The 26,060-nt window shown below is 36.9% G+C and carries 17 protein-coding genes; 4 read left to right on the forward strand and 13 right to left on the reverse strand.

The annotated features are described in order from the left end of the window. Positions 1-56 precede the first annotated feature (56 nt). Positions 57-1,013 (reverse strand): glutathione synthase, encoded by a 957-nt coding sequence (gene gshB, locus H4J66_RS19495; RefSeq protein ID WP_182176574.1) that lies wholly within the window; start codon positions 1,011-1,013, stop codon positions 57-59. A gap of 69 nt (positions 1,014-1,082) precedes the next feature. Then, entirely contained in the window at positions 1,083-1,844 is a 762-nt protein-coding gene (gene rsmE / locus H4J66_RS19500; RefSeq protein ID WP_182176575.1) for a 16S rRNA (uracil(1498)-N(3))-methyltransferase, read from the reverse strand. 240 nt (positions 1,845-2,084) lie between these two features. On the opposite strand from rsmE, the gene H4J66_RS19505 reads away from it, so the two are divergent. The 4 genes from H4J66_RS19505 (at position 2,085) to H4J66_RS19520 (ending at position 9,800) form a co-directional block, all read left to right on the forward strand. Next, complete coding sequence (locus H4J66_RS19505) at positions 2,085-3,263, forward strand: efflux RND transporter periplasmic adaptor subunit (RefSeq protein ID WP_182176576.1); 1,179 nt, start codon at positions 2,085-2,087, stop codon at positions 3,261-3,263. Positions 3,264-3,272: 9 nt separating this feature from the next. Then, on the forward strand, positions 3,273-6,380 hold the full coding sequence (locus H4J66_RS19510) for an efflux RND transporter permease subunit (protein WP_182176577.1): 3,108 nt from the start codon (positions 3,273-3,275) through the stop codon (positions 6,378-6,380). A gap of 188 nt (positions 6,381-6,568) precedes the next feature. Further along, on the forward strand, positions 6,569-8,674 hold the full coding sequence (locus H4J66_RS19515) for a TonB-dependent receptor (protein ID WP_182176578.1): 2,106 nt from the start codon (positions 6,569-6,571) through the stop codon (positions 8,672-8,674). A 148-nt stretch (positions 8,675-8,822) separates the two neighbouring features. Beyond that, the gene (locus H4J66_RS19520) at positions 8,823-9,800 is read left to right on the forward strand and encodes a rhodanese-related sulfurtransferase (RefSeq protein ID WP_182176579.1); all 978 of its coding nucleotides are present in this window, start codon (positions 8,823-8,825) and stop codon (positions 9,798-9,800) included. A gap of 93 nt (positions 9,801-9,893) precedes the next feature. Here H4J66_RS19520 and metK read toward each other — a convergent pair whose 3' ends face one another. The 11 genes from metK to H4J66_RS19575 form a co-directional block, all read right to left on the reverse strand. Next, positions 9,894-11,081 carry a methionine adenosyltransferase gene (gene metK, locus H4J66_RS19525; protein WP_182176580.1) on the reverse strand — a complete coding sequence of 396 codons (1,188 nt, stop codon included), beginning with the start codon at positions 11,079-11,081 and terminating at the stop codon, positions 9,894-9,896. A gap of 130 nt (positions 11,082-11,211) precedes the next feature. Then, the gene (gene murI, locus H4J66_RS19530) at positions 11,212-12,063 is read right to left on the reverse strand and encodes a glutamate racemase (protein ID WP_182176581.1); all 852 of its coding nucleotides are present in this window, start codon (positions 12,061-12,063) and stop codon (positions 11,212-11,214) included. Positions 12,064-12,175: 112 nt separating this feature from the next. Beyond that, positions 12,176-12,916, reverse strand: coding sequence for an ABC transporter substrate-binding protein (locus tag H4J66_RS19535; protein WP_182176582.1), 741 nt, complete (start codon positions 12,914-12,916; stop codon positions 12,176-12,178). Positions 12,917-13,948: 1,032 nt separating this feature from the next. After that, a complete protein-coding gene (locus H4J66_RS19540; protein WP_182176583.1) occupies positions 13,949-15,094 on the reverse strand; it encodes an ABC transporter ATP-binding protein in 1,146 nt (381 codons plus the stop codon). A 3-nt stretch (positions 15,095-15,097) separates the two neighbouring features. Further along, entirely contained in the window at positions 15,098-16,723 is a 1,626-nt protein-coding gene (locus H4J66_RS19545) for an iron ABC transporter permease (protein ID WP_259368460.1), read from the reverse strand. A 17-nt stretch (positions 16,724-16,740) separates the two neighbouring features. Continuing rightward, positions 16,741-17,763, reverse strand: a complete 1,023-nt coding sequence (locus H4J66_RS19550) for an extracellular solute-binding protein (RefSeq protein WP_182176584.1) — start codon at positions 17,761-17,763, stop codon at positions 16,741-16,743. 232 nt (positions 17,764-17,995) lie between these two features. Further along, positions 17,996-18,976 (reverse strand): sterol desaturase family protein, encoded by a 981-nt coding sequence (locus H4J66_RS19555; RefSeq protein ID WP_182176585.1) that lies wholly within the window; start codon positions 18,974-18,976, stop codon positions 17,996-17,998. A 94-nt stretch (positions 18,977-19,070) separates the two neighbouring features. Further along, entirely contained in the window at positions 19,071-21,284 is a 2,214-nt protein-coding gene (locus H4J66_RS19560; RefSeq protein WP_182176586.1) for a TonB-dependent receptor domain-containing protein, read from the reverse strand. Beyond that, entirely contained in the window at positions 21,284-22,558 is a 1,275-nt protein-coding gene (locus H4J66_RS19565; RefSeq protein WP_182176587.1) for an imelysin family protein, read from the reverse strand. Before H4J66_RS19565 ends, H4J66_RS19560 begins: the two co-directional genes overlap by 1 nt. Positions 22,559-22,708: 150 nt before the next feature. After that, entirely contained in the window at positions 22,709-24,448 is a 1,740-nt protein-coding gene (locus tag H4J66_RS19570) for a cadherin repeat domain-containing protein (RefSeq protein WP_182176588.1), read from the reverse strand. Positions 24,449-25,146: 698 nt separating this feature from the next. Then, complete coding sequence (locus H4J66_RS19575) at positions 25,147-25,632, reverse strand: VOC family protein (protein WP_182176589.1); 486 nt, start codon at positions 25,630-25,632, stop codon at positions 25,147-25,149. Positions 25,633-26,060: the final 428 nt, after the last annotated feature.

Genomic DNA, 26,060 nt, shown 5'->3' on the forward strand with positions numbered 1-26,060 from the left:
CCGCTAGTAATAGACTCATAACTTTATTTTGGTGATAAAAAGTATAACTAAAAGGCTTATACTCTAGGGCGAATATTTTCTTCTATTGCATCCATTAATTTACCACTGATATTAATAGGATATGCAGCTTCAATTTCTCGGATACAGGTTGGGCTGGTCACGTTAATCTCGGTAACTTTGTCACCAATAACATCTAACCCTACAAAGTATAGACCACGTTTCTTTAATTCAGGGGCAATAGTTTCAGCAATTAACCTATCGGTTGCGCTAAGGGGTCTTGCTTCACCACGACCACCGGCAGCTAAGTTACCACGCGTTTCACCTTGTGCAGGGATACGCGCTAGACAATAAGGCATAGGTTCACCATTAACAATAAGGATGCGTTTATCGCCATCTTTAATTTCAGGCATGAATTCTTGCACCATGGCGTATTGATTACCGTGGTTGGTCAGTGTTTCTAATATAACACCAACATTAGCATCATTTTCTTTTATACGAAAAATTGACGCACCGCCCATGCCATCAAGTGGCTTGATAATAATGTCTTTTTCTTTTTGATGAAATTCACGAATTTTATCATTGTTACGTGTCACTAAGGTACGTGGTGTTAGCTCGGCAAACCAAGCGGTAAAAAGTTTTTCATTACAGTCACGAAGGCTTTGAGGTTTATTCACAATTAATGTGCCTTCAACCTCCGCACGCTCAAGCATATAAGTCGCGTAGATAAACTCAGTATCAAAAGGAGGATCTTTACGCATGAGCACCGCGTCAAGCTCTGAAACTGCTATATCGTTTACGTCGTCGAGTTCATACCAATGTTGAGGATCGTCAAAAACTTTCAATTTTTGTGCAGTCGCACGGCATTGTCCTTGGTCAAGGTATAAGTCTTTCATTTCCATGTAATAAATTTCATATCCACGCTTTTGCGCTTCAAACATCATCGCCATAGACGAATCTTTTTTTACATTGACCTGTGAAATAGGGTCCATTACTACGCCAAGTTTAATTGTCATTTATTTTTCCTATATCTTGCAAACAACTCAAATTAATTTCAATTGCACACAATCATTAAAGTATTATTACTAGTTAATATCGCCAAAGCGACATTGCAATGCGGTAATTGCAGTTAATGCTGCTGTTTCTGTTCTTAATATTCTGGGCCCTAATAAAACATCAACAAAAGAGGCTTGATTGGCTCGTTTAATTTCATCATCACTTAAACCTCCCTCTGGACCAATAAGTAAACGCACTCGCTGATTTGACTCATTGATGTTTTTTTCAGGCAAATTCATTATTGAGTATTGCGCTTTTGGGTGTAAATTTAGTTTTAATGAACCAGTTTGCTGAGTTAGCCATTCATCTAAATAAACAGCAGGCATAACAATAGGGACCGAACAACGGCCACTTTGTTCACAAGCACCAATCACTATTTTTTGCCATTGGTCTATTTTTTTCTGTAAGCGCTCACCTGTCAGCTTTACGCCACAACGTTCAGTAAATAGTGGGGTTATGGTATTAACACCAAGTTCAACCGATTTTTGTAAAGTAAAATCCATTCTATCGCCACGGGAAATACCTTGGCCTAAATGAATGTTTAGCGGTGACTCTACATGCTTCTCTGTGAACGACGTTATAACCACTTGTGCACTTTTTTTATTAACATCAGTGAGTTCAGCTTGATAATCGCCTAGTAAACCGTTATTAAATTCACCGTTGAAAAGAGTTAAGGAATCACCACTCTTTAAACGTAAAACTCGTATTGTATGGCCAAAGGCATCTTCACTTAAGGTGACTGTGTCGCCAATAGAAAAGGATTGTTGTTGATAAATTCTAGGATTGCTCATTTTATTTTATTTTTTATTATCTTAACAAGAAATATAAGGGCGACTTGCTCTTATTTCAATTATCATTTTATAAAATAGCTGAAAAACGGCTTTTTAAAATAAACATCGCCTGTTTTAAGTCTTTGATTACCTTTTTTGACTGAATTTACTATGATCAAATGTAATAATAACTTTTTAAGCAGCTTGATTTTTATTAGCTGTTTTCGTTTCCTGCTTATACATCCTAAACGGAGAACATAGATGTTCACAAAACACCTACCATCTTTTCAACCTATTTTATCTCGCGTGAGTCTTTTGTCAGTTATTGCTTTGACTGTTGTTAGTTGTGGACAAGCTGAGCAAGTTAAACAAAAAACGCCAGCTCCTGCCGTTTCTATTTATGAAATAAAAGTAAATGAAATTGGTAGCTATCGTGAATTTTTAGGGCGTTCCGTTGCCTCAAAAGAAGTTGATTTACGTGCTCGCATTGAAGGTGAATTAATAGCACGTCACTTTGACGAAGGTTCTATCGTTGAAAAAGATCAAGTACTACTTAATATTGAACCTGCGGCTTACCAAGCCTCTTTAGAATCTGCAAAAGCAGATTTAGCTAGTAGAGTTGCAGGTGCAGAAGGTGCGGCACGAGATTTAAAACGAGGGCGTGAAGTTGCAGGAGATGGCTATATTTCACAATCTGATCTTGATAAGTTAATCACTAATAACTCCCAAGCAAAAGCGGCGGTGCAGGTGGCTGAGTCAACACTAGAAACAGCTAAGTTGAGTTTAAGTTATACCGTGATTAAAGCGCCATTTTCAGGGCGAATTGGTAAAGTTAATTATAGTATTGGTGCCGTTGTGAGCCCGAGCAGTAATACCATCGCGACATTAACAGCAACAGACCCCATCTATGTGAGCTTTCAAGTAGAAGAAAGCGACTATATTTCTTATTTACAAAAAAATACGCATCACCCTAAAGATTTATCCATTGATATTTCATTACGTTTACCGAACAACACCACCTATGGCGAAAAAGGTTTGCTTATTTTTGCCGATACCAAGATAGACCAGGGTATGGGGACGGTTGAATTACGTGCGAAGTTTAATAACCCTGACGGTATTGTTGTGCCTGGCTTGTTTGTCACCTTAATTATCGAAGGCAAGCAAAAAGAGCAAATGGCGCTAGTCCCTCAAGTTGCCGTTCAAGAAAGCCAACAAGGCAAGTTTGTCCTTGTTGTTAGCGACGATAATAAAGTTGTGCAACGTTTGGTTACTTTAGGGCGAAGAATGAATGCGATGTGGGTCGTTGAATCAGGTCTTAAAGCGAAAGAACAAGTGATCATAGAAGGTTTACAAAAAGTAAGAAGTGGCGTTGAAGTGAAGCCAGTTATCAAAAGAATTGACCCGCTTACCGGTACTATTTCTGACCTTTTAACTAAGTAGGACACTCCCATGATTAGTAAAACGTTTATTCATCGACCCAAGTTTGCTTTTGTTATCTCAATTGTTATTACTTTAGCGGGCCTTATTGCCATGGGGATATTGCCCGTTAATATGTACCCTGAAATAACACCACCGCAAGTTCAAATAACAGCAGTCTATCCCGGTGCTAGCGCTCAGGTTGTCGAAGAGTCAGTTATTCGTCCCATTGAAGAAAAAATCAATGGTGTTGAAGATATGATGTACATCGAGTCAACAGCGTCAAATAATGGTTCAGCAACCATTACTGTATTTTTCAAGGTGGGTATTGATGACGATATGGCGCAGGTCAATGTGCAAAATCGTGTGGCATTAGCCCAAAGCTCACTGCCATCAGAAGTGACCCGACAAGGGGTAACGGTTAAGAAAAAATCTAGCTCAATGTTAATGGCCATTAATTTATTTTCAAAGCAAGCGGGTATAGACCAACTTTTCTTAAGTAACTATGCGACCAATTCATTAACTGAGCCGCTGGGACGTATTCCTGGCGTAGCAGAAGCTAGTGTTATGGGTGAAATGACTTATAGCATGCGAGCATGGCTGCGACCTGACCGTATGGCATCATTAGGGGTTACGGTTACCGAGGTAAAACAAGCACTTCAAGAGCAAAATTTAATTGTAGCGGCAGGGAAGTTAGGTGCGAGCCCTTCATTGCCAAATCAACAGTTTGAGTATTCAATTCAAGCGAAAGGGCGATTAAAAACGGTTAAAGAATTTGGGCAAACCATCGTAAGAGCTCGTTCTAACGGTAACTTTGTCCGTTTATCTGACATTGCACGTTTAGAACTTGGTTCGCAAAACTATGGCGTTCAAGCACGTTTAAATGGTAACGAAACCGCATTTTTAGTTATTTATCAATTGCCTGGTGCAAACGCAACTGAAGTCGCTCGGTTAGTAAAGTTAGAGATAGAAAAATTATCAGCACGTTTTCCTGACGGGCTTGAGTATGCTATTCCATACGACACGACTGAATTTATTTCACGTTCTATTGATGAAGTAAAAACGACCTTATTTCAAGCAATAGTTTTAGTTATTCTCGTGGTTTTCTTATTTTTGCAAAACTGGCGAGCCACACTGATCCCAACTATCGCTATACCGGTTTCATTAATTGGTACCTTTGCTTTTATGTTAGTGATGGGATATTCCATTAACACCATTACACTCTTTGGTTTAGTGCTTGCAATAGGGATTGTTGTCGATGATGCCATTATTGTTATTGAAAATGTTGAACGCATTCTAAAAGAAGAAAAACTCGACATAAAAGAAGCGGTGACTAAGGCCATGGAACAGGTTTCAGGGCCAATTATCGCAACTACTTTAGTACTGCTAGCTGTATTTATTCCTGTCGCCTTTATGCCGGGTATTACTGGTGAATTGTACAAACAGTTTTCAGTAACCATCTCATTTGCTGTTATCATTTCGTCTATTAATGCCTTAACGTTAAGCCCAGCTCTTTGTACTGTTTTATTAAGTAAAGAGAATATGAAACCGATCAAATGGTTGATGCCTTTTGAACGGGGTATTGAAAAAATGACAGGAAGCTATACCACAGGCGTTAACTTCTTATTAAAACGTGCTACTCGCGTCGGTATTATTGTCGGTGTTTTGTTTGTAGCTACAGGGTGGTTAACCACATCGGTACCCACGGGGTTTGTTCCAAGCGAAGACCAAGGTTATGTTTTTCTCGATATCCAATTACCTGATGCGGCTTCAAGTAACAGAACACAGGCACTTATTGATAAAATAACGCCAATGATAAAAGCAGACCCAGCCGTTACTGATGTTATTACTGTCTCAGGTGTTTCGTTATTAGGTGGGGCAGGCTCGAACAATGGTTTAGGTATTATCATGCTAAAAGATTGGGAAGAAAGAACGGAGCCAGCATTAGCACTGCGTGCTGTTATCCAGCGTTTAATGGGGCAACTGTGGACAATGCCAGACGCACAAATAATGATATTTAATCCTCCGCCTATTCCAGGTTTAGGGACAAGTTCGGGTTTTGAATTTAAACTACAAGACAGTGAAGGCCGAAGTCCTAGTGATTTAGCACAAGTGATGAATGGCCTTATTTATGAGGCAAATCAACGACCTGAATTAACTCGCGTTTTTAGTACTTACCGCGCAAATGTTCCACAATACTTTTTAGAGGTTGATAGAGATAAAGCAAAAGCTCAAGGTGTTGCTTTGTCTGATATTTTTATAACGTTACAAGCGCAGTTAGGGTCAATGTACATTAACGATTTCAGCCAGTTTGGGCGAACCTACAGAGTAACCGTTCAAGCTGAAAAAGAGTTCCGTAAAGATCCCTCTGACTTGCGCTACTATTTTGTGCGTAACCAAGACGGTGAAATGGTGCCGTTAACGACACTTGCTAAGCTTGAGCCTATTTTAGGCCCTACCAGTATCGGACATTTTAATTTGTACCGTAGCGCAAATATCACTGGCCAAGCATCGAGTGGTCATTCGTCAGGTGAGGCGATAGCGATTATGGAAGAATTGGCTGGAAACTTACCCCAAGGCTATATTTTTGAGTGGGCCGGGCAGTCTAAACAAGAAATTGAAGCGGGCAATTTAGCGCCTGTTTTATTTGGCTTAGCGTTGTTGTTTGTTTACTTATTTTTAGTCGCTCAATATGAAAGCTGGACTATACCGTTTTCTGTCATCGCCGCAGTGCCTTTAGCCTTATTTGGCTCAATGCTGACACTTTATATCTTAGGGATGGAAAACAATATTTATGCGCAGGTAGGGTTAATACTACTGATTGGCTTATCGACTAAAACTGCCATTCTTATTGTTGAGTTTGCGATGGAACTAAGAGCCCAAGGAAAGACGATCATGGAAGCGGCACTTGATGCTGCAAAGTTAAGATTTAGAGCGGTATTGATGACGGCACTGTCTTTTATTTTAGGTGTTATTCCTTTAGTTATATCGTCTGGTGCAGGAGCCAGTAGCCGAATATTCCTTGGTGTTACCGTACTTTCAGGTATGTTAGCGGCCACTATACTGGGTACGTTGTTAGTGCCATATTTCTATATGATGATTCAACGTATGCGGGAAAAAATTAAAGGGTCATCGAGCTAGATATAACGGCTTAGAAATTTAGAAATTTAGAAATTTAGAATTTGAAAAGGCTTTTCACAAATGTGGGAAGCCTTTTTTTGGCAAGCTATTCTTACAACTACTGACAATTATTAGACACAAAAGTACTGAACTCTACAGTTGTTTTCTAGATAATAACGGCATATATCACCTCATCAAATGGTTAAAAAATGCTAAGTACACTAAGTCGTAATCAACAGAGTTTAGTTTGGACAAAAATTGCCTTAACACTCATTTCAATATTTTCAATATCAGCTCCATCATTTGCGTTTGCAAATAAATCCTTTCAAGAAGAAAAAGCCATAAATATAAAGGCTAAAGTTGAACCTATCGAGGTTATTGAAGTTGTCTCTCGTCGTAATCAAGCAAATACGGAAGTTTCTTTTGAAACTAAAAAACTTATGAAAATTGCTGGACTAGATCATGATCCACTGAGTGCCGTCTATAGTATGCCTGGTGTGGTTTATGCGGGTGGCGATAGTGGTGGAGAACCTGCTATTCGTGGTTCATCACCAGATGATAATGCATTTTATATTGACGATATGCCTGCGGGATATATTTTTCATTTATTTGGGGACAGTATTTTTAATGAAAACGTTGTGGGTGATTTTTCGCTTCATCCTGCTGCTTTTGGCAGTCAATATGGCAATGCAACTGGCGGCGTTTTCGATGTAAAACTCCGAGACCCTCGTAATCAAGACTTTACGACTACTGTGGATGCAAGTTTGATGAAAACAGGCGTAATGATAGAGAGCGGGATAAATGATGACCAAGCTTTTTATTTATCGTATCGCCGAAGCTTGATTCATTTGTTTTTACCCGAAGGTGAAGAAGAAGATGGCTACACTGTTTTTAAAGCCCCGGTGAGTGACGACTATCAAGGTAAATATCAGTGGCTAATTGGTGATGAACACAAATTAACTTTTACCTTAACAGGAGCCAGTGACATTGGTGGCATTAATGTATCAAAGGCTTCAGAAGAAGGTCGAATAGATCCTGATTTTATTGGCGACTTAAAAATAAAAAGTCAATTTGATAGCCAAGGAATTTCCTGGCAGTTCTACGGAGACAATGGTCGATTAATGCATTTAACCGTAGGTCATTCTATAGAAAAATCAGAAGAATCATATGGCGCAGGACAATTTATTAACCTTGAAAATGAATCTTATAATTCCCGGTTTGTCTATCAAATAGACTGGTTTGAAGCGCATAAATTGATTACAGGTATTGATTTAAGCAATAATGAAAGTACTTATAGCTTTGATGCTATTCCTTATTATTGTACTGATCATGATCCCGATTGTGAAAGTAAAAAAGGAGATCGTATTCAAGACAATGACAGTTTAACCAATAATAACAGTGCCGTTTATTTTAATGATATTTGGTCGTTCGATGAAAACTGGTCTTTAGAAATGGGCTTACGAGCTGAGTACAATGATTTTACGGAACAGAAATTTTTTCATCCGCGAATTTCGCTTAACTGGTATGTAAACAATGATTTAACCATAAAGGCGAAAACAGGTACATATAATCAATTTCCTGACCTTGAAACTGTATTAAAAAGCGTAGGAAACCCGCAACTTAAATCACCAAAAGCAACACACTATGCTCTAAAATTCAGTTATCAAATAAATGATTTATGGGAAAGCACTATTGATTTATATTATAAAAATTTAGGCGATTTAGCGCGGTCACTTGATGAAGACGATGTTAATGCTCACTTACATTATAGTAATGACTTATCTGGAGCTGCTAGAGGTTTAGAGTGGGTAATTAGAAGGGAAGAGGGTGACGGTTGGTATGGTTGGGCGTCATTGAGTTGGTCGAAGAGTGCCCGAACTGATGATTTCACCAATGTAACGACTGAGTATTATTTAGACACGCCGTTACTCGCTAACATGGTGGCCAACTATAAATTTAATGAAAAATGGGATTTCGGCGTAAAACTGAGCATCAGAAGTGGCGCAAAATATACGCCAATTGTAGGTTTATATAATAACCCCGATCATCAAGATTATTACCTTCCTACTTATGGGGATTTGAACTCTGAAAAACTCCCTACATATAGTCGTCTTGATATACAGGCGAATTACAAGACAACCATATGGGGAAATAAAGCTGAATGGACATTTGCTTTATTAAACGCAACGGGGAGTAAGAATATTTCTGGTTATTATTATGCACCTGATGGTACTGAAACTTTAACTGATTTTAAAATAGAAGGAGAAGAAGGAATGGAACCATTTCCTTCTATTGGTGTAAAAATTCAATTCTAATTTAATTGATCAATGGGATAGGTACTTTATCTAAATAAAGTCTTTTGATAGAATGCGCGTCTTTCGCCAATGCTGATTATATCAGTGTTGGCTTTATTTCAATCTACAGCTCCAGATTTACGATTTGGCTGGCTCAATGGGTATTATTATGCAAAACATCACCGTGTGTGCACTTTATAAATTTGTCCGCTTAGAAAACTTCGAACAACTTAAATCTCCTCTTTTATCAGTCATGTTAGATAATAATGTCAAAGGTACATTATTACTTGCCAACGAAGGCATTAATGGTACCGTAGCAGGCACACAAGCTGGTATTGATGCAGTATTAACTTTTTTAGCAAGTGATGAGCGTTTAGGTCAAGTGTCTAACAAATACTCTTATGCAGATGAAAACCCTTTTCAGCGTAGTAAAGTTAAGTTGAAAAAAGAAATCGTAACTATGGGTGTTGAAGGTATTAATCCATTATTAACGGTGGGGACTTATGTGAAACCTAAAGAGTGGAATGCACTTATTGCTAATCCTGAAGTATTACTTGTTGATACCCGCAATGATTATGAAGTTGAGATTGGTACTTTTGAAAACGCAGTAAACCCGAAGACTGAAACTTTTCGTGAATTTCCAGAATATGTTGCTAAAAATTTAGATAAAAATAAACACAAAAAAGTAGCAATGTTTTGTACTGGTGGCATCCGCTGTGAAAAATCAACTGCATATTTGAAAGAGCAAGGCTTTGAAGAGGTATATCACCTTGAAGGTGGCGTACTTAAATATTTAGAAGAAGTTGATCAAGATGAATCGATGTGGCAAGGCGAGTGTTTTGTTTTTGATAGTCGAGTTGCAGTAAAACACGGTTTAGAGCAAGGTCAGTATGATCAATGTTTTGCTTGTCGTTATCCGATAACCGAACAAGAAAAGCAAAGTGAGCATTATGTAAAAGGCGTTAGTTGTCATCGTTGTTATGATAAATATACTGATGAGCAACGTAGTGGCTTTGCTGAGCGCGAACGCCAAATTAATTTAGCAAGCCAACGTGGTGAAAAACACATTGGTGGCCATGTTCAAAGTGTCATTGAGCAGCGACGAAAAGAAAAAGTAGCTGGTAAAAAAGCGCAGTCGACTGAATAGCCATAAATTTAACTCATATTTTACAATAAAAAAGCGACTCTTTAAGTCGCTTTTTTATGTTCAGGAGTAACGATTATGTTGAAACGTTAAAAATTAAAACCCAGCGGCTTTACGAAGCGTGTCGGCTTTATCTGTTCTTTCCCAAGTAAAGGCGGTAAAAGTATCATCACCTACTGTTACTTCAACAGGTTTACGACCAAAATGTCCGTAAGCGGCTGTCATTTGGTACATAGGGTGTAATAAATCAAGCATTTTAGTAATGCCGTAAGGTCGTAAATCAAAATACTCTCTAACTAACTCAATCAACGTTGCTTCTGATACTTTACCGGTACCAAAGGTTTCAATTGAAATAGATGTTGGCTCAGCAATACCAATGGCATAAGAGATTTGAATTTCACAACGGTCAGCTAGGCCAGCAGCAACAATATTTTTTGCAACATAGCGCCCTGCATAAGCGGCACTGCGGTCAACTTTTGATGGATCTTTACCTGAGAAGGCACCACCACCATGACGAGCCATGCCGCCATAGGTATCGACAATAATTTTACGACCTGTTAAACCACAGTCACCAACGGGACCACCAATAACAAAACGACCTGTAGGATTAATAAAGTATTTAGTATCTTTAGTTAATAACTCAGCAGGTAACACAGCTTTGATGATATTTTCCATTACAGCTTCGTGCAAATCTTCTTGAGAAATTTCTGGGTTATGTTGAGTTGATAAAACAACCGCGTCAATCGCTACTGGTTTATTATCTTCATAAATAAAAGTGACTTGAGATTTAGCATCAGGACGTAACCAAGGTAAGACCCCTGATTTACGCACTTCAGCTTGACGCTCTACTAATCGATGAGAATAAAATATTGGTGCAGGCATTAACGTTTCAGTTTCATTGGTCGCATAACCAAACATTAATCCCTGGTCACCAGCACCTTGATCTTCTGGGTTTGCTCGGTCAACACCTTGGGCAATCTCAGGTGATTGCTGGCCAATTAAATTCATAATGCCACAGGTTTCACCATCAAAACCGACGTCAGACGAAGTATAGCCAATATTACTGATTACATTACGGGTAATCGTTTCTAAATCAACCCATGCAGTGGTAGAAACTTCACCTGAAATAATAGCTACACCAGTTTTCACCATCGTTTCACAAGCGACACGGGCATTCTTATCTTTAGCGATAATAGCATCAAGTACCGCATCAGAAATTTGATCGGCGATTTTATCTGGATGACCTTCAGAAACTGATTCAGAAGTGAAAAATTGAGTAGACATAAAACCTCAGGGAAATTTAATAGTTTAAGATATTTTTATATTGAAGTTATTCTAACTGCAAGATTAACTATTTTCTAGTTTTTTTACGCCTAGAAGGCTAAACGGCTAAAAATAATTGTGAATTGCTCATTTAAAGAGCAGGGAGTCGTTGTAGTGAGACATTTTCATCAAAGAGTACTGACATTAACTGGGCTTGTTCCGGTGATATCTTTGAGCTAAAAAAATGTTGTTGGGAAATATGTTCATGACTTGCCAGTAATCCCTTAATTTCAAGTTGTCTGGCAAGCTGCTCAGTTACCGGTAGAGCAGTTTCCATAATGGTAATTTTATCACCGACAATATCTTGTATAAGTTGGCGAACAAAAGGGTAATGAGTACACCCTAATACGAGGGTATCAATATTACTTTGCACAAGTGGCAACAAGAAGACATTTAGTATTTTACGGCACTGTTCACTTTCATAAAGGCCTTGCTCAATAAGTTCTACTAAGCCGGGACAAGGTTGGATATAAATTTCAGTACCATTTCTATGCTTATTTACTAATGATAAAAAACGCGTATTTATAGCGGTTGCTTCTGTTACCAATAAAGCTATTTTTTTGGTTTTACTATGAATTGCGGCAGGTTTAATTGCGGGCTCAACCCCTATGATTGGAATTGAAACACGTAAACGTAGCTGATCAATCGCGCTAACGGTTGCAGTATTACAGGCAACAACAATTGCTTTTACCTGCTGGTTAATCAACCAGTCTGTGATTTTATTTACCCGTTCAATAATGTTTACTGACGATTTATCGCCATAAGGAGCAAATTGGCTATCTGCAACATAAATAATATTTTCATGTGGTAAGTTTTTATGAATACATTTCGCAATCGATAAACCACCAATACCAGAGTCGAAAACACCGATCGCTTGAGAATTTGCTGGAGCTAACTTTAAAGGGACTACTGTTTTTTGGGCGACTAGCTGATTTTTAATCATTATATCTGTCATTAATGAGTAAGGGATTAAATTTATATTTGTTATATTGATTTTAGTCAAAGAAGTAAAGTGATCTGAGTGTTATTTATTGAATTTATTGAATAAATTAAATTTAAAGCACATGCCATTTACTTTTTAGCTTATCTAAAATGCCACTGCTTTTAATTTGATGATAAGCATCTATATATTTACTGACAACCTTTTCATCACTGTTAAGACTAAAAGCAAAATATAAATCATGGTTAATGACTGATATAGGCATAATTACTTTTAGGTTACTGATATCTAAGTTTAATTTATTTGCTCGTACTTTTAAGGTGTTCTTTGTACCCGTAATAATGTCAACCCTATTGAGATATAGCATTTGTAAGCTTTGCTCTGGTGAACCAAGTATATAAAGATAGGGGTATTCATGCTGCTGAAAATATTGTGCAGTACTTGATGAATTCGCTACGGCTATTTTGTATTTTTTTAGTTGCTGAATATCAGTTATTGATGTTTTAAAGTTTTCTTTTAAGCCCCAAGCGTAAATATCTTCTTTTGTTAATTTCCCCCCCCAAATGAATAAGTTTTCCCGAGATAAGGTACGAGAGAGTGAAAAAATAAGTGTATTAGGTTGGTTCAAGGCTGTTCTGTAAGCGCGTGCCCAAGGCAATATTTGCAAATCAATATTATCACCGGTAATTTTGAATATTTCTTTCATAACTTCAACTGAAAAGCCACTTAACACACTACTTTCTTGGTAGAACTGGTAGGGTGGTAATATTTCAGTGACAACAAGCTGTTCGGCAATACTTGATGCGGTATTACCTAGCCAAAATATAATAATCCAGAGATACTTTCTATTTATCAATTATCTAACTCATTTAACAAGGATTAATAAACTTAGTATAGAGCAAATTAAGTTTTTGTTCTTCCTATGATATTTAAAAATCCAAACAAACAAATAATAATGTCAGTAAAGTAATCAATAAACTACCGTTAGCCTTTTAAAGTAAGATAAGTTACCACAATGTCTCATTGTCGCTAATACTCTGCGTCTGTTTATTTACGCACAAATGGACTTGTCGTTAATTCAATATTTAACTTGGGCTGAAGTGCCTGATCTTATTTTGCTTATTTCATCAATGATTGTTGCCAATTGACTGTTAATTATTTGCTCTGAGTTTGTTTTGTTGAAAACGATGGCGTTAGATAGTTGTATTCAAATTGGTTTACTGTTGTTTGTCGTTTCGTAACTTTGGTTTGCAGTAAACCTAATTGATTTTTTCTGGGGATGGATTGGTATAGTCTTCGTGATGACGTTAGCCGAAGTGATATTTTCTCCCTACCATGATTGTTCATATTGACCGTTTAGCTCCAGCACATTTAAGTGTAACATACCTTGGTGTAGCATTATTTTATTCTTTAGGCTTCGCTATAGTCCCAATATTAGGTGGTTTTTTTATTAGATGACTTTGGAGGTTTTGGGGGCATCATGCCCCCCATCACTGCTGTGTTTTTTTGTTATATATATCGAAGACTACCCGTTTAAAAGCGGCTAAATTTTGATGATGGAGTTAGAGAAAAATAAATGTGAGAACGTTTTTAGAAATCAACAAAATGTCAGGTTATGGGGGCGAGTAAACAATACCGCTAACCTCTTTTCATGCAAGAGAATTAGTGCAAATATTGGTGGTTAGCTGATAACGTCTAATTGCCAAATAAATAATCTTTGCGTGATTTTAATTTCTAATTTTTATTGAAATAGCGATCCTAACGATATCCACTGTTTCTTATCATCACTTTAAAATAAACTTAAGTGTGAGTTAAAAGAATTTTTACACTTTATGGTTGCAAAACAACCTTAAGATTGACGTTGTTTTGATAGAAACCCCGCTTATAGTTACCCTAAAATATCATCATAACTATTAAAAACTTGATAGTTATGGCTCTTGATTTTTATCGCTATTTTTTGCCCCAACGTGAATAAAAAATTGCTATAAAAGCTCAACTGTTCAAATGATAAAGATAGGTCTCTATCAATACTACTCAGTAAATAGTGAAATCCATGTTCAGTGATAGAGATATTATCAACTTTGACATTGTTTTTCTCAAACCCGCCTTCACAATACACAATAGCTTGTGACTTCAATAACAATTGTAGTTGTTGAGGACACCCTTTGTAGGTGACCATATTTTCTTTTAAAAAAAGATCTTCAGTTGATGGTAATTCTCCAACAGCTGATTGAAATTGGCCATTGATCGCCTTTACAGGTATCCAGCTACCTAATTGCAAAAAATCAGCAACTTGCCAGCTGTTTGGTGAGTGACAAACATCGGCAGGTCTACCTATTTGAAGGATACTTCCCTGATGCATTACTGCAATTTTATCTGCAAAAGTAAAGACTTCGTCTTTGTTATGAGTCACAAATATAGCACTCATTTTTAACAGCTTTAAAATTTGGCGCATTTCTAACATCAATTCATTGCGTAAACGTGCATCAATATTTGAAAAAGGCTCATCAAGTAATAATAAGGTAGGCTGAGGTGCTAATGCTCTAGCAATAGCAACTCTTTGTTGTTGTCCACCGGACAACTGATGTGGAAATCTTGCTTCTAAACCTGTTAACTTAAGTAAGTTGAGCAAATCAGTCATTCGAATTTTTTGTTCACTTTTGGGCAGTTTACTAATTCCAAAGCAGATGTTTTTTTCAACTGATAAATGAGGGAACAATGCATAATCTTGAAAGATCATACCGATATTACGATGTTCAGGAACTACATGCTTAAATGGCGTTATAGTGAGAACATCTTCTTCAACGATTAAATGAGTACTACTTGAATTATTACGTTTTATGTTTAACTCACCCGTACTGGGTGAATTAAAGCCCGCTATAGTATTAAGCAATGTGGTTTTTCCACAACCACTTGGTCCTACTAATCCAAGAATATCACCAAAGTTTAGTGTTAAGTGGGTATCTAACAAAATGACTTTATTATGTAATTTAACCGAAAGTTGCTTAACGCTTAATAATTCATTTTCGACCATTTACTATAAATCCTTACTTCTGTTGAGCCAAATAATAGGTAATAGGCCTAAAAAAACAATTAAAATAGCACTCAAGGCTCCTTGCTCAAGCATTTCGTCTGATATTAATTGATAAATTTGTATACTCAATGTATCAAAATTAAAGGGCCTTAGTAACAATACGGCGGATAGTTCTTTCATTGATTCAACAAATACGAGTAACCATGCTACAAAAATAGAAGGTCTCAGTATTGGCAGATGTACCTTTTTTAACATTTGTCCTAAACCCACACCCAAACTTGCAGGAGCAAGATCAACAGAATTAGGTATCTGTTTGATACCACTTGATATTGTTCCATTGGCAATCGCTGAAAAACGAACCACAAAGGCAAATACGACAGCAAAAATAGTGCCGGACAAGACTAAACCGGGTTCTTTAAGCTGAAGATACCTTGCTATATCATTAATAAAATGATCAAGGGGTCCAAAACTAGCCAATAGTGCCATTGCTAAAACTGTTCCAGGAACGGCATAACCTATTCCTGATAAACTTGAAGGAAGTATTCGCCATTTATCAAAGCTCAATCGACGATATAAACTACATAACAATGCAAAGAAAGTGGCAATAGTTGCGGCATAAAATGACACTTCAATACTGTTAAGGCTTGGTGAAACTAAATTTGCTAGCTGAGCCATACTGCTGTATTCAACTGCCATAATAACAAGTAAAGCGAAAGGTAAAAGAAAACCCGCTAAAACCAATATCCAACAAAAACTGCTAATGAGTAGTTGTTGAAATAATGACAATGTAATAATTTCAATATGCTGATTAGGCCTATTTGATTGATGATTTTGACCGGCTCTCGCACGTTGTTCACCAACAACTACAAACAAAATTATCAGCATTAATATACTGGCCAAAGCATTTGCTGTTGCTAAGTCACCATAGCCCAGCCAAGTATCATATATAGCTGTAGTCAGTGTATTTACCGCAAAATAATTTACCGTGGCAAAGTCAGCTAAGGTTTCCATAAGGACTAAACTCGCTGATATCGCTATTGCTGGCCGTGCCAGCGGTAAGGCAACTTTTAAAAAGCTTTGTTTTGCTGACAACCCTAATAAACGTCCGGCCCTTAATAAGTTTTGATCTTGTTGCTCAAGTGCAGTACGCGTCAACATATAAACATAAGGAAACAAAACTAACGAAATTACAATGGAAGCTCCAAGTAAAGTACGTATATCAAAGAACCAGTAATCACTCGGCGACTGCCAATTAAACCAACTACGTAACGCGCGCTGAACGGGTCCTGCGTAATCAAACAGATCAGTATAAAGATAAGCAACTAAATAGGCTGGCATTGCTAAGGGCAATAAAAGTAGCCATCTCAGAAAGTTTTTACCCAAAACGTTGGTATGAACAATGAAAGCCGCACTCAAGGTGCCAAAAATTAAAGACAAAAAAACGACCAACACCCCTAGTACTAGCGTGTTAGTAATATAGTCAGGTAAGACTGTTCGCCAAAGATGAGAAAATAAATCACTTGACGAACTAAAGCTGGCTAATACCATAACTAATACCGGTGTTATGAGTAAAAATACTATGAGCCAGCAGGCACTTCGCCAGATATTATTTTTTAATGGGGCTATCAAGAAATAATAATCATCCTTTATAAATCAAATTTAGCTTTATCTATAAGTTTAAGCGCTTCTTTTCTATGCTTTGCGATCGATTCTAACGACAATGAATCTGCTTTAAACTTACCCCATGAGGCAACTAAATCAGATGGCATTACATCAGTTCTCACTGGATATTCCATATTCGTTTCAGCATAAAGCTTCTGTGCTTCTTTTGACACTAAGAATTCCATTAAAGCTTTAGCATTGTCATTATTAGGAGCATATTTTGCCATGCCCATTCCTGATATATTCACATGAGCACCCCGGTTATTTTGATTGGGAAAATTAATATATACCGAATCAGCCCATAACTTCTGCTTTTCATCAACCAACATTTTGCCAAAATAGTAACTATTACCTAACGCTATATCACATAAGTTTTGATGAATTGCTTGTACTTGACCACGGTCATTACCCTGAGGTTTGCGGGCTAAGTTAACTTTAAAATTTTCTAACCAAGTGAGGGTTTCTGTTTCACCATGAGCAGCAATCATAGAGGCAACGAGTGCAATATTATATGAATGTTTACCGCTTCGAGTGCATATTCTTCCTTTATATTTAGTGTCAGCTAAATCTTCATAATTGATATTGATAGCACCCAAACGTTTAGCTGAATAAATATTACGAACACGTGTTGTAAGTGCATACCACGTATTGTCTGTAGCACGATATTGACTAGGAATTACATCAAGTAACGTTTTAGAGCTATAAGCTTGGAGTAGATCGCGGTCATGTAATTCAATGAGCCGACTAATATCCGTCGTTAATAATATATCTGCGGGGCTATATTTACCTTCTCGGGCGAGACGTTCCGCCATGCCTTTTTTAGCAAAAATAACATTGACTTTAATCCCCGTTCTTTTTGTAAAAATGTCAAACAAAGGCTTGACTAAAAACTCTTGCCGGTAAGAATACACATTCACCTCATCACTAGCTTGTAAAGATGATGAAATAAGTAAAAAGCTAGTAAAAATTAGGAATAAATTTTTTCGGATGGACGCTATATTTTGCATTATATTACCCTGACAACTTTATGCCAGTCTCTGTCGACAGTATTTATAGGTTGGCAAGATTAAAGAAAATATTATAATTTGTCAATCTATTTGAGAATAATTCTTGTTTAGATTACTGTTCTAAGAATCTTGTTGTCTTAGGAAATCAGTAGACTCGGTATATGTTAATACCACTAATCACTATAACTAAAAAATATAGGGCAAAAATTTTTAATTGAATACCATTAACGTACTAAAAAAAACGTAAACGAAAACGTAATTTTCTATATACGTTGATAAAAGGTTGTAAATAAATACCCATTAGCGACTTATGCAATTCCCCTTCTTTACCTATACCAAAAGACAACGCTCCAACCTCAGACGCACGCATAAGACAGTTGAATAAGCGATCCCAGAGGGATAATACCGTACCAAAGTTTTTATCAAAATGCTTAACGTTATCACTGTGGTGAATTTGATGCTGTGCAGGGCTTAAAAATAACCCTTCTATTTTATCTCCCCAACTTATCCTAATATGGCTATGACGCAGATTTGAGCCCATAATATTAAAGGCAAAAATAAAAACATTGGCACCAATAATATCAATCATTTTTAATGTGGGCCCAAATAAGTAATAACACAAGCCAACAACAAAGCCTTGCGTTAACGCCATACGGCAAGCATAGAGATAATTTTCAATGGGATGTGAGCGATATATAGTAAAGGGTGTTAGTACGGTTGCAGAATGATGAACTTTATGGAACTCCCATAAATAATGACTTTTGTGTAAACAATAATGTAATAAGAAACGAGTAAAATCATCAAAAATAAATAGTAATATGGTAAAAATAACCATAATACTTGCTGAAGATAAAGTAAAGTGCGCTATAGGCCCAAATAACCATTCTATTGCTGATGAAATACCTAAAGCCACAGGCACCATTGTTAAGATAATAAAAGGAAATAACGCCGCCTTAAAAAGTTTATTTATAATAAATAAACCATAATCATTGAGTGCTGAGCGCGCTAAGAAAATTTTCCTAGGAAATAAAAAGGCTATTAATCCTCGTTGCTTTTTTTGCGTTGAGTCAGACTTTATTATCTTCTTTAAGTTAACAAAATATACTACGCTGGCAAATAGTAATGCCGATAAAATATAACCCCAAAATAAGCGTTGGTTAGGATCAAGGATATAAAGGGCTAATTCTTTAAAATTTGAGCTAAGAAAGTCCATAAATATAAATAACTTTTCGTAATAAGGTTACAAATAAAAACGATAAGTATGACACTTAACGCTTTTATTTAATTTTAAACACTATTAACGCTAATTAGAAGCTATATTGATAGCCAACAGAAGCAGATCTAGGTTTACTAGGGCGAGCTCCATAAGGGCGTCGACTAACTATTTCTTGATTATCGAGTAAGTTATCAAGCTTAAGATAGATACTGCCCATATCTCCTAGTTCATAACTTGCAGCCATATCAACGATTGTTAGTGCTTGTGTTGTTACGCCAGACAGCAGAACATTTTCACCTGATGCTTCTTTCATTTCACCAATGTAGCGGGTAATTAAATTAACTTGCCAATTATTAGCTGCTAAACCGATATCAAGTGTTAACTGATTTTCAGGTAAATACGGTAAAGTATCTCCAACTTTGACGTCTCCCCACATACTAAAGTCAGAGCTAAATGCACTATCAAACTCGCCTCTAGTATAGGTGTAGCTTAACAATACGGGTAAGTCATAGTCCGCTGATAGCTCATAAGTGTGTTTTGCACTTAATTCAAGGCCTATAACATTTGCTTCACCACTGTTGAACTCACCATCAGTATTATCTTGACAAAGCGAGGCAGTTGAAAAAGAGCAGCTTTCCTTTAAATTTTCTATATCGTTGTAAAATATAACCGCTTCAAGTTGACTACTCTCGTCATGATAACGAGCACCTAACTCATAATTAATGCTATTTTCAATTTTGACATTAGTTGGCTCTTTTGGACTCGTCGGCACAAAACCTTCATGAACACCAAAAAACAGCCCAGAATGTTCAGTTAATGTGTAAAATCCACTTAAACTTGGTAACCAAATATCAGTGCTTTTCTTTTGCCATTCACCTTCTTTACCTGGCGCTTGATTTTGGTAACTGGCATCAAGAAATTCACCACGTAGGCCAAAGGTTAAATCTAATGCACCTAACGTTATAGTATCTTTAAAAAATATAGAAATAGCATCAGTTTTTTCTTTGTTTGTGTCTCCAGGCAGCGTTGCACTATCATCACTGAGTAGTTTACCTGACGTCATTGTATATGTATCCGTAGTGTGACGTCGCTTGATTTGATCTTGATGAAACCTAAAACCAACATTAAATACATGTTTTACATTTAAAAGTGTATGGTAGAGGTATAACTCTGTTTGAATACCTTGCGAATAATATTCACGTTGGTTATCTCCTAATATAATCTTTTCATATTCTCTTTCTGTGTTTCGTTGACCCGTTAACACTTGATAAAAAGGTGCATTAGCGTCTGTTTCAGGATTCGTTAAAATATCCTGTAAATCAGTGACTACTGCCCCTGCTTTAAAACCGTTAATCTTATCCCAAGAACGCTCAAAATCGTTACGGTACAAGCGGGTTGTCACATCAAAATTGTCATTACCAATAAAGTGTGTGAACTGTACTTGCTGATGCTCCCAGTCCATTAAATCTTTTTGGCTGGCTACATAACGTTGATTAGCATTTTGCTTAAAATCAGCGTCAGTTAACCCTAAGTAAGTCTCATTTGATTTTTCATTAGCATGGGCTAGCTTTAATTCAATTATCTGATTATATTGGCTACTAGATAAGTCATATTGAAACTTAGCCATAATATCGTTTTTCTTAAATCCGGTATCACCACCACCGTCCAACGTTTTAAAACCATCCGCTTCGATATGCACCGCATCAACTAAATAGCCAAAATTACCATTAGTGGTACCAAAGTAAGCTTTCGTTTTAGCATACCCGTCAGATCCAAAGGCAAGGTCTATAGCACCTTCTTTGTTCTTAGGTACTTGGCGGGTTGTCATATTCAATGCACCAGCTACAGTATTTGGTCCATACTTAATTGCAGAAGGGCCTTTAAATACTTCTAGGGCAGTCATTTTACTGATCATTGGAAAGTAATATGCTGCGGGTGCAGAGTAGGGTGCAGGACCAATTAATACACCATCTTCCATGATGGTGATTTTTTTACTACGTTCCGGTGTCGCACCACGAAAACCTATATTAGGTCTTAAACCATAGCCATCTTCTTCACGAATATTAACGCCAGGTACGCTATATAGTACACGGTTAATATCATCAAACTTAAATTTTTCTAACTCAACTTCACCTATTAACGTAGCTGCTCCAGCTTCAGTACGCAATTTATCATTATGGCCAATAATTTGAACACGTTCAGTGTATTCAGAAGCTGTATCACTAGTACCATCGTCAGCATTAACATTAGGATGAAAGGCAAAGGCAAAAACAACAGCAATATATTTATGCTCGTTAATCTTCATTAATCGTTATCTCCTGCGGATGTCGCGGGTAAATTAAGTGATAAACTGGTAATAAAATCTATTTTAAGTTTATCAGTGACTTCTTTAACATTGGCATGAGTTTCTGTTACTTGTGCTTCATTATTAACAAGGGCTTTAGCCAAACTGTTCTGATAATTCTGCACACCATCAATGGCTAGCTGAACGCCTGCAGACATTGAATCTGCTGTATCTTGATCGCCAACATCAATCAGGTAATGAGTAAAACCAGTACCAGTTTCTCCAGTTAAAAGCTTTTGAAATGCCAGTAAGTTGTTTTCAATATTAGTAATAGAGTGATGTGCATATACTGATTCTACAACGTCAGGACAAGCTTGTGACCCACAGCTATTAGCCTGAAGCCCCAATGGGGTCGCTAACTTGCCATCCTTAGTGAATGTTTCTAAATAAAATAAACCATCACTGATAAGATTAATCGCTTTTAGTTCAGTGCTAAATTCGCTGCCTATACTACCTGCTGCTTTAAGTGTACTTGCAAAACCATTGTCACCAGACCAAGCTGTTATTAATTCTTTGGCACTATTATTAACATCGCGAGCAGCTTCAACCGCAAATTCACATCGCGCGACTTTTCGATATTCATCTGTTTGATTGTCCCAATTTTCAGGCTGAGTACTCGTAGTGCAACTATGATTAAGTTGTTCGTTAAACAATAAATATTCTATAGCGGCTAAACCACGTCGTGAAGGTGTACGTTCAGCAATATTAAATGGCTGCCCATTGACAATCCCAGCTTTAAAATTTACCACTTCAAAATCAACAGAACATGAATTGACTACAGGCCAAGAATAAATTTTATCCCGTAATAATCCCTCATTATCAACTAAAGGACCAACTTTCATTAACTCTGCTTGTTGCCATACATTCATGGTGTTGCGCCATGCTGTCTTTGCACTATCACGCATAGCGATAACTTGCTCGCTTGTTGCATTACCCAAAGCTGCGTCTGTTTCCATTTTACAGTAGGCTGCTATCTCTGGAATTTGTGCTGCTGATGCTGTTGAAAATTGTTCAAAAATTGGCGTGATTATATTATCAGTAATGTTTTCAAGTAACGCTTGCTGAGTAAAATTACTGCCAGGGTTTGGCGCAGGGGGCGTAGGGTTTGGTATAGAGACTGAAGTGGTACCAAAGTTTTCACCACTACTGCTGCTGGTACTTTCCCCACAAGCACTCACTAATAGAGCCGTAGCGACGGCTATAGAGAGTGCAGTGTGATTAATGTTAACTGACATTTTTTAACCCTATAATGTAAATAAAATGAATGTTATAGATATTAATAATTATTTATTTGTGACTATTCTATAAAAATTATTCACAAATAAATAATAACCAAGCCTTTATACGAAACAACTTAAGGCTTGGTTTAGTCTTAACTTAAAATACTACCAATTAGCAACGTTGTCAGCATCTAAGCCCAATGCTTCTTGCAATATATCACGCGCTTTCTCTAGGTCAGCAATGTAAGTAGTTACAGCTGTTTTATCAGCAGAGCCAAATGGGAGCAATACTGGCTTTTGTCCAAAGTAACTGTGAATCTCAGCAAACTCTGCATCTGTGATTGGCGAATGAGGATTAAATTGTAAGCCTAATGCAAAGCCTTTCATTTCAGACCAGTGTTTAGCAACGTCTTCGTAGCTATAATCGTCGCCTGATTTAGCTAAATCTCCACGAAGGTCATTAATATAATGAACAACGGTAGCAGCAATGGCTTTTTCCCATGCATGAACGATATTATCACGCTGTGTTTCAAGTGCGGTTGTTTGCTCTGCAGTAAATACAGAACCTACGTTATCATTAATCATTTTACGAGCTGATAAGAATGCTTCCATGGCATCTTTAGTATAATTCGTTGGATTGGCATTACTTGCAGAGCCGATGTCACGTTTAGCTGCATTAGCAGAGCTACCTAAATTTACTTCTGATGTTAAATCAAATAAGCCATCACCGTCAGTGTCATGTTTACCATTCCAATCAGTACGACCTGTGGTTGCATCGTCAGCCTTAACTTTTCCAGCAATCTCTTTATCGGTATATTCTAAATAATTACGAGCAGCGCCAAAGTAACCAAAACCTTCATCAAAACCATGTTCAAGAGCAGTATCTGCTTTACCAGTACCACGGGGATCAATATTGTCTATGGCTAAGCCTTCATCTAAATAATCATCAGTAGCTTGAGAGTAGGTGATGCTCATCAATAAGAACTTTTGAAGCAATTGTTTTAAGTCAGTGCCATCAGTATTGACATAAACTTTAGTGATAGGATTATTTGTTGCTTCATCGAGGCGAATATTAGCATCAACCGCGTTATCAGCCAATTGATCAAAATAAGCGTCAACTAACGTTTCTGGTGTCATGCCCGCGCCCGCGCCAACAAAACTAGTACCATCAGTCCAGTCTTTGCGCATACGGCTTGCATCACGACCCGCTATTTTACCGACTAAGTTTTTAGCGCTTGAAGAGATATTGGTAATGAATGGTTGTTTGGTATCAACCAAGAAGGTCAACGAAAAGTTGTTTTCATATTGATTACTCGTAGTACGAAAATATGAGTTTAACTTAGCAAGTACCGCTGCTTTATCTGCAAATACATTTGCGTCTATATCAGCTTGTAGTCCACCACCAATATAGCTGGTTAATTCAGAAATTAACGCATGACGAGCGATTTGTCCCGTATAACCAACACTTGATTCATCTGTAATTAATTTACTTTCAAATTTATAAGTATCCAATAAGTCATTAACAGTAATAGTGACTTCTTTCGAAAATGAAAGGCCTCCACTGTCTGTAACTGTGATATTGGTAGCCAAAGATTCAGCATTTTCAAAGTTAGCCATAGCGTCAGTTTTTAAACTTAATTCATCGCCAGTAATAGCAAACAGTTCGTTATCAGTTGTATAGGTAAATGTATCACCTGAGTTTGCATCAGTTGCTGACAATGTTCCAATAACTGCGCCTGCAGAATTTTCGTCTACAGTAATATTGCTAATTGCAACATCTGTTGGGGCGGTGTTAGCTGGCACAACAGGTTCAGGGCTTGCTTCGTTAGTGCTTGAACCACCACATGCTGACAAAGTTAAGGATGCTGCTATTGCTAGCACAAGAGCTTTTATGTTCGTTTTCATGAGAGACCTTTAAGTTATAAATAATATAAATTTACATGATGCTTTTTTTATTGCGGTAACATTAACACTAATGTTAATGCGAATCAATATCATTATCAGTTATATTTAATTCTTAAAAATTCTAAATCAGTGAAAATTCGTCTCTTACGTGAAGGCGTCGTTTTACCTGTTAACTTTAAGGAAACTGATTTTTTGAATGATAAACTGTCTAGTGAAAATGAAAAGTCCTGTTATCGTTAATAATTAAAGTGAGTATCCTCGAACAACACCTAACTTTGAAGCTCTTTAAATTCTCTTAATATTAACTTAGTATTTTTTGAGCTTAAGTATTAACATCTCAATAGGGTTTAATGTCGCTAATTATTAATGTATATGTTTAGCTATTTATGGTTGAGACTTTAAATAAGTCGTCGCATAGATGGCATGCTAAAGAGATAATTAAATTGTTTTATACAAAATACTATCTTGAATCTAATCTTATTATCTATTTATTGATATTCGAATTTTATACGTATCATTCGTATTTTATCAATGGTGCTGGTTATTTATCTCTTTAAAATTGGATTAAGCAACGTGGTATATTTTATAGATACCTTCACGAGTAAAGGCAAAGTTATTCTTCTTCGACAAAAAGACACAAAAAAGGCTACTCTTAGGTAGCCTTCAAATAATTTTTTACGTGTGTTATTTTAAATTTATTACTCGTAATCAGAAGCGTAAGTTTCTTCGTAAGAATGCGAATAAAGCTCAAATAAGTTGCCAAACGGGTCTTCTAAATACACCATTTTTGCTTGTCTAGTCTCGTCTTCTGGATGGTAGCGCATAACGTCCATACGTACTTTTCCACCATATTGTTCTGTGCGCGCCATCGCACCTTCAAAGTCGTCTGTTTGAAGACAGAAATGGAATATACCTAAGCGTGAAAAATCAACGTCGTGACGTTCTTGCCGCTCTTTCATTTCAAACATCTCAACACCAATGCCGTCAGTTGTTACTAAATGTGCAATATTAAAGCCTTTGAAACCTTCACCAAAAACAGCCACACACATTCTACCAATGGCAGTCTCGCGTTCTTCTTTTACCTTGGTGTTGCCCATTACAATCTTTAGACCGAGCGCTTTAGTGTAAAACTCAACCGCTTTATTCATATCGCCAACCATGAGGCCTACGTGATTCATTTTCATAACTTACTCCAACATTATATTGATTAGTTCTTACTTCGTTTCGATGAGGTAATACTACGCCTAATGTTGCTTAATAAAAAATTATCAATTGTTATTATAATAATAACGTTTTGTTATGATTTTTTATGTTTTTAGCAGTGAAATACTGCTTGAAATTCACTATGACTTTCAAAAGTAAAAAGGGGCATAGCCCGACAGACTTGTCCTGAATTCATGAGTGAAATTAATATTAATGCGCTAACGCCTAACGATCGTTTTATGGCAACGCCATTCTTTTTTAGTTAATTATTTAGGCGTATCGTTCTTGATGACCAAGTACTATAATTAAGAACCTATTCGTCAGCTCATCGTTAACATTTGACAGTGAATCAATATAAACTGATTTATGTTTGTTCTCATATCATGACGAAACTTTTATAAGGTTGCGC

The sequence above is a fragment of the Colwellia sp. MB3u-55 genome (genome assembly GCF_014076785.1).
GTDB lineage: Bacteria > Pseudomonadota > Gammaproteobacteria > Enterobacterales > Alteromonadaceae > Colwellia_A.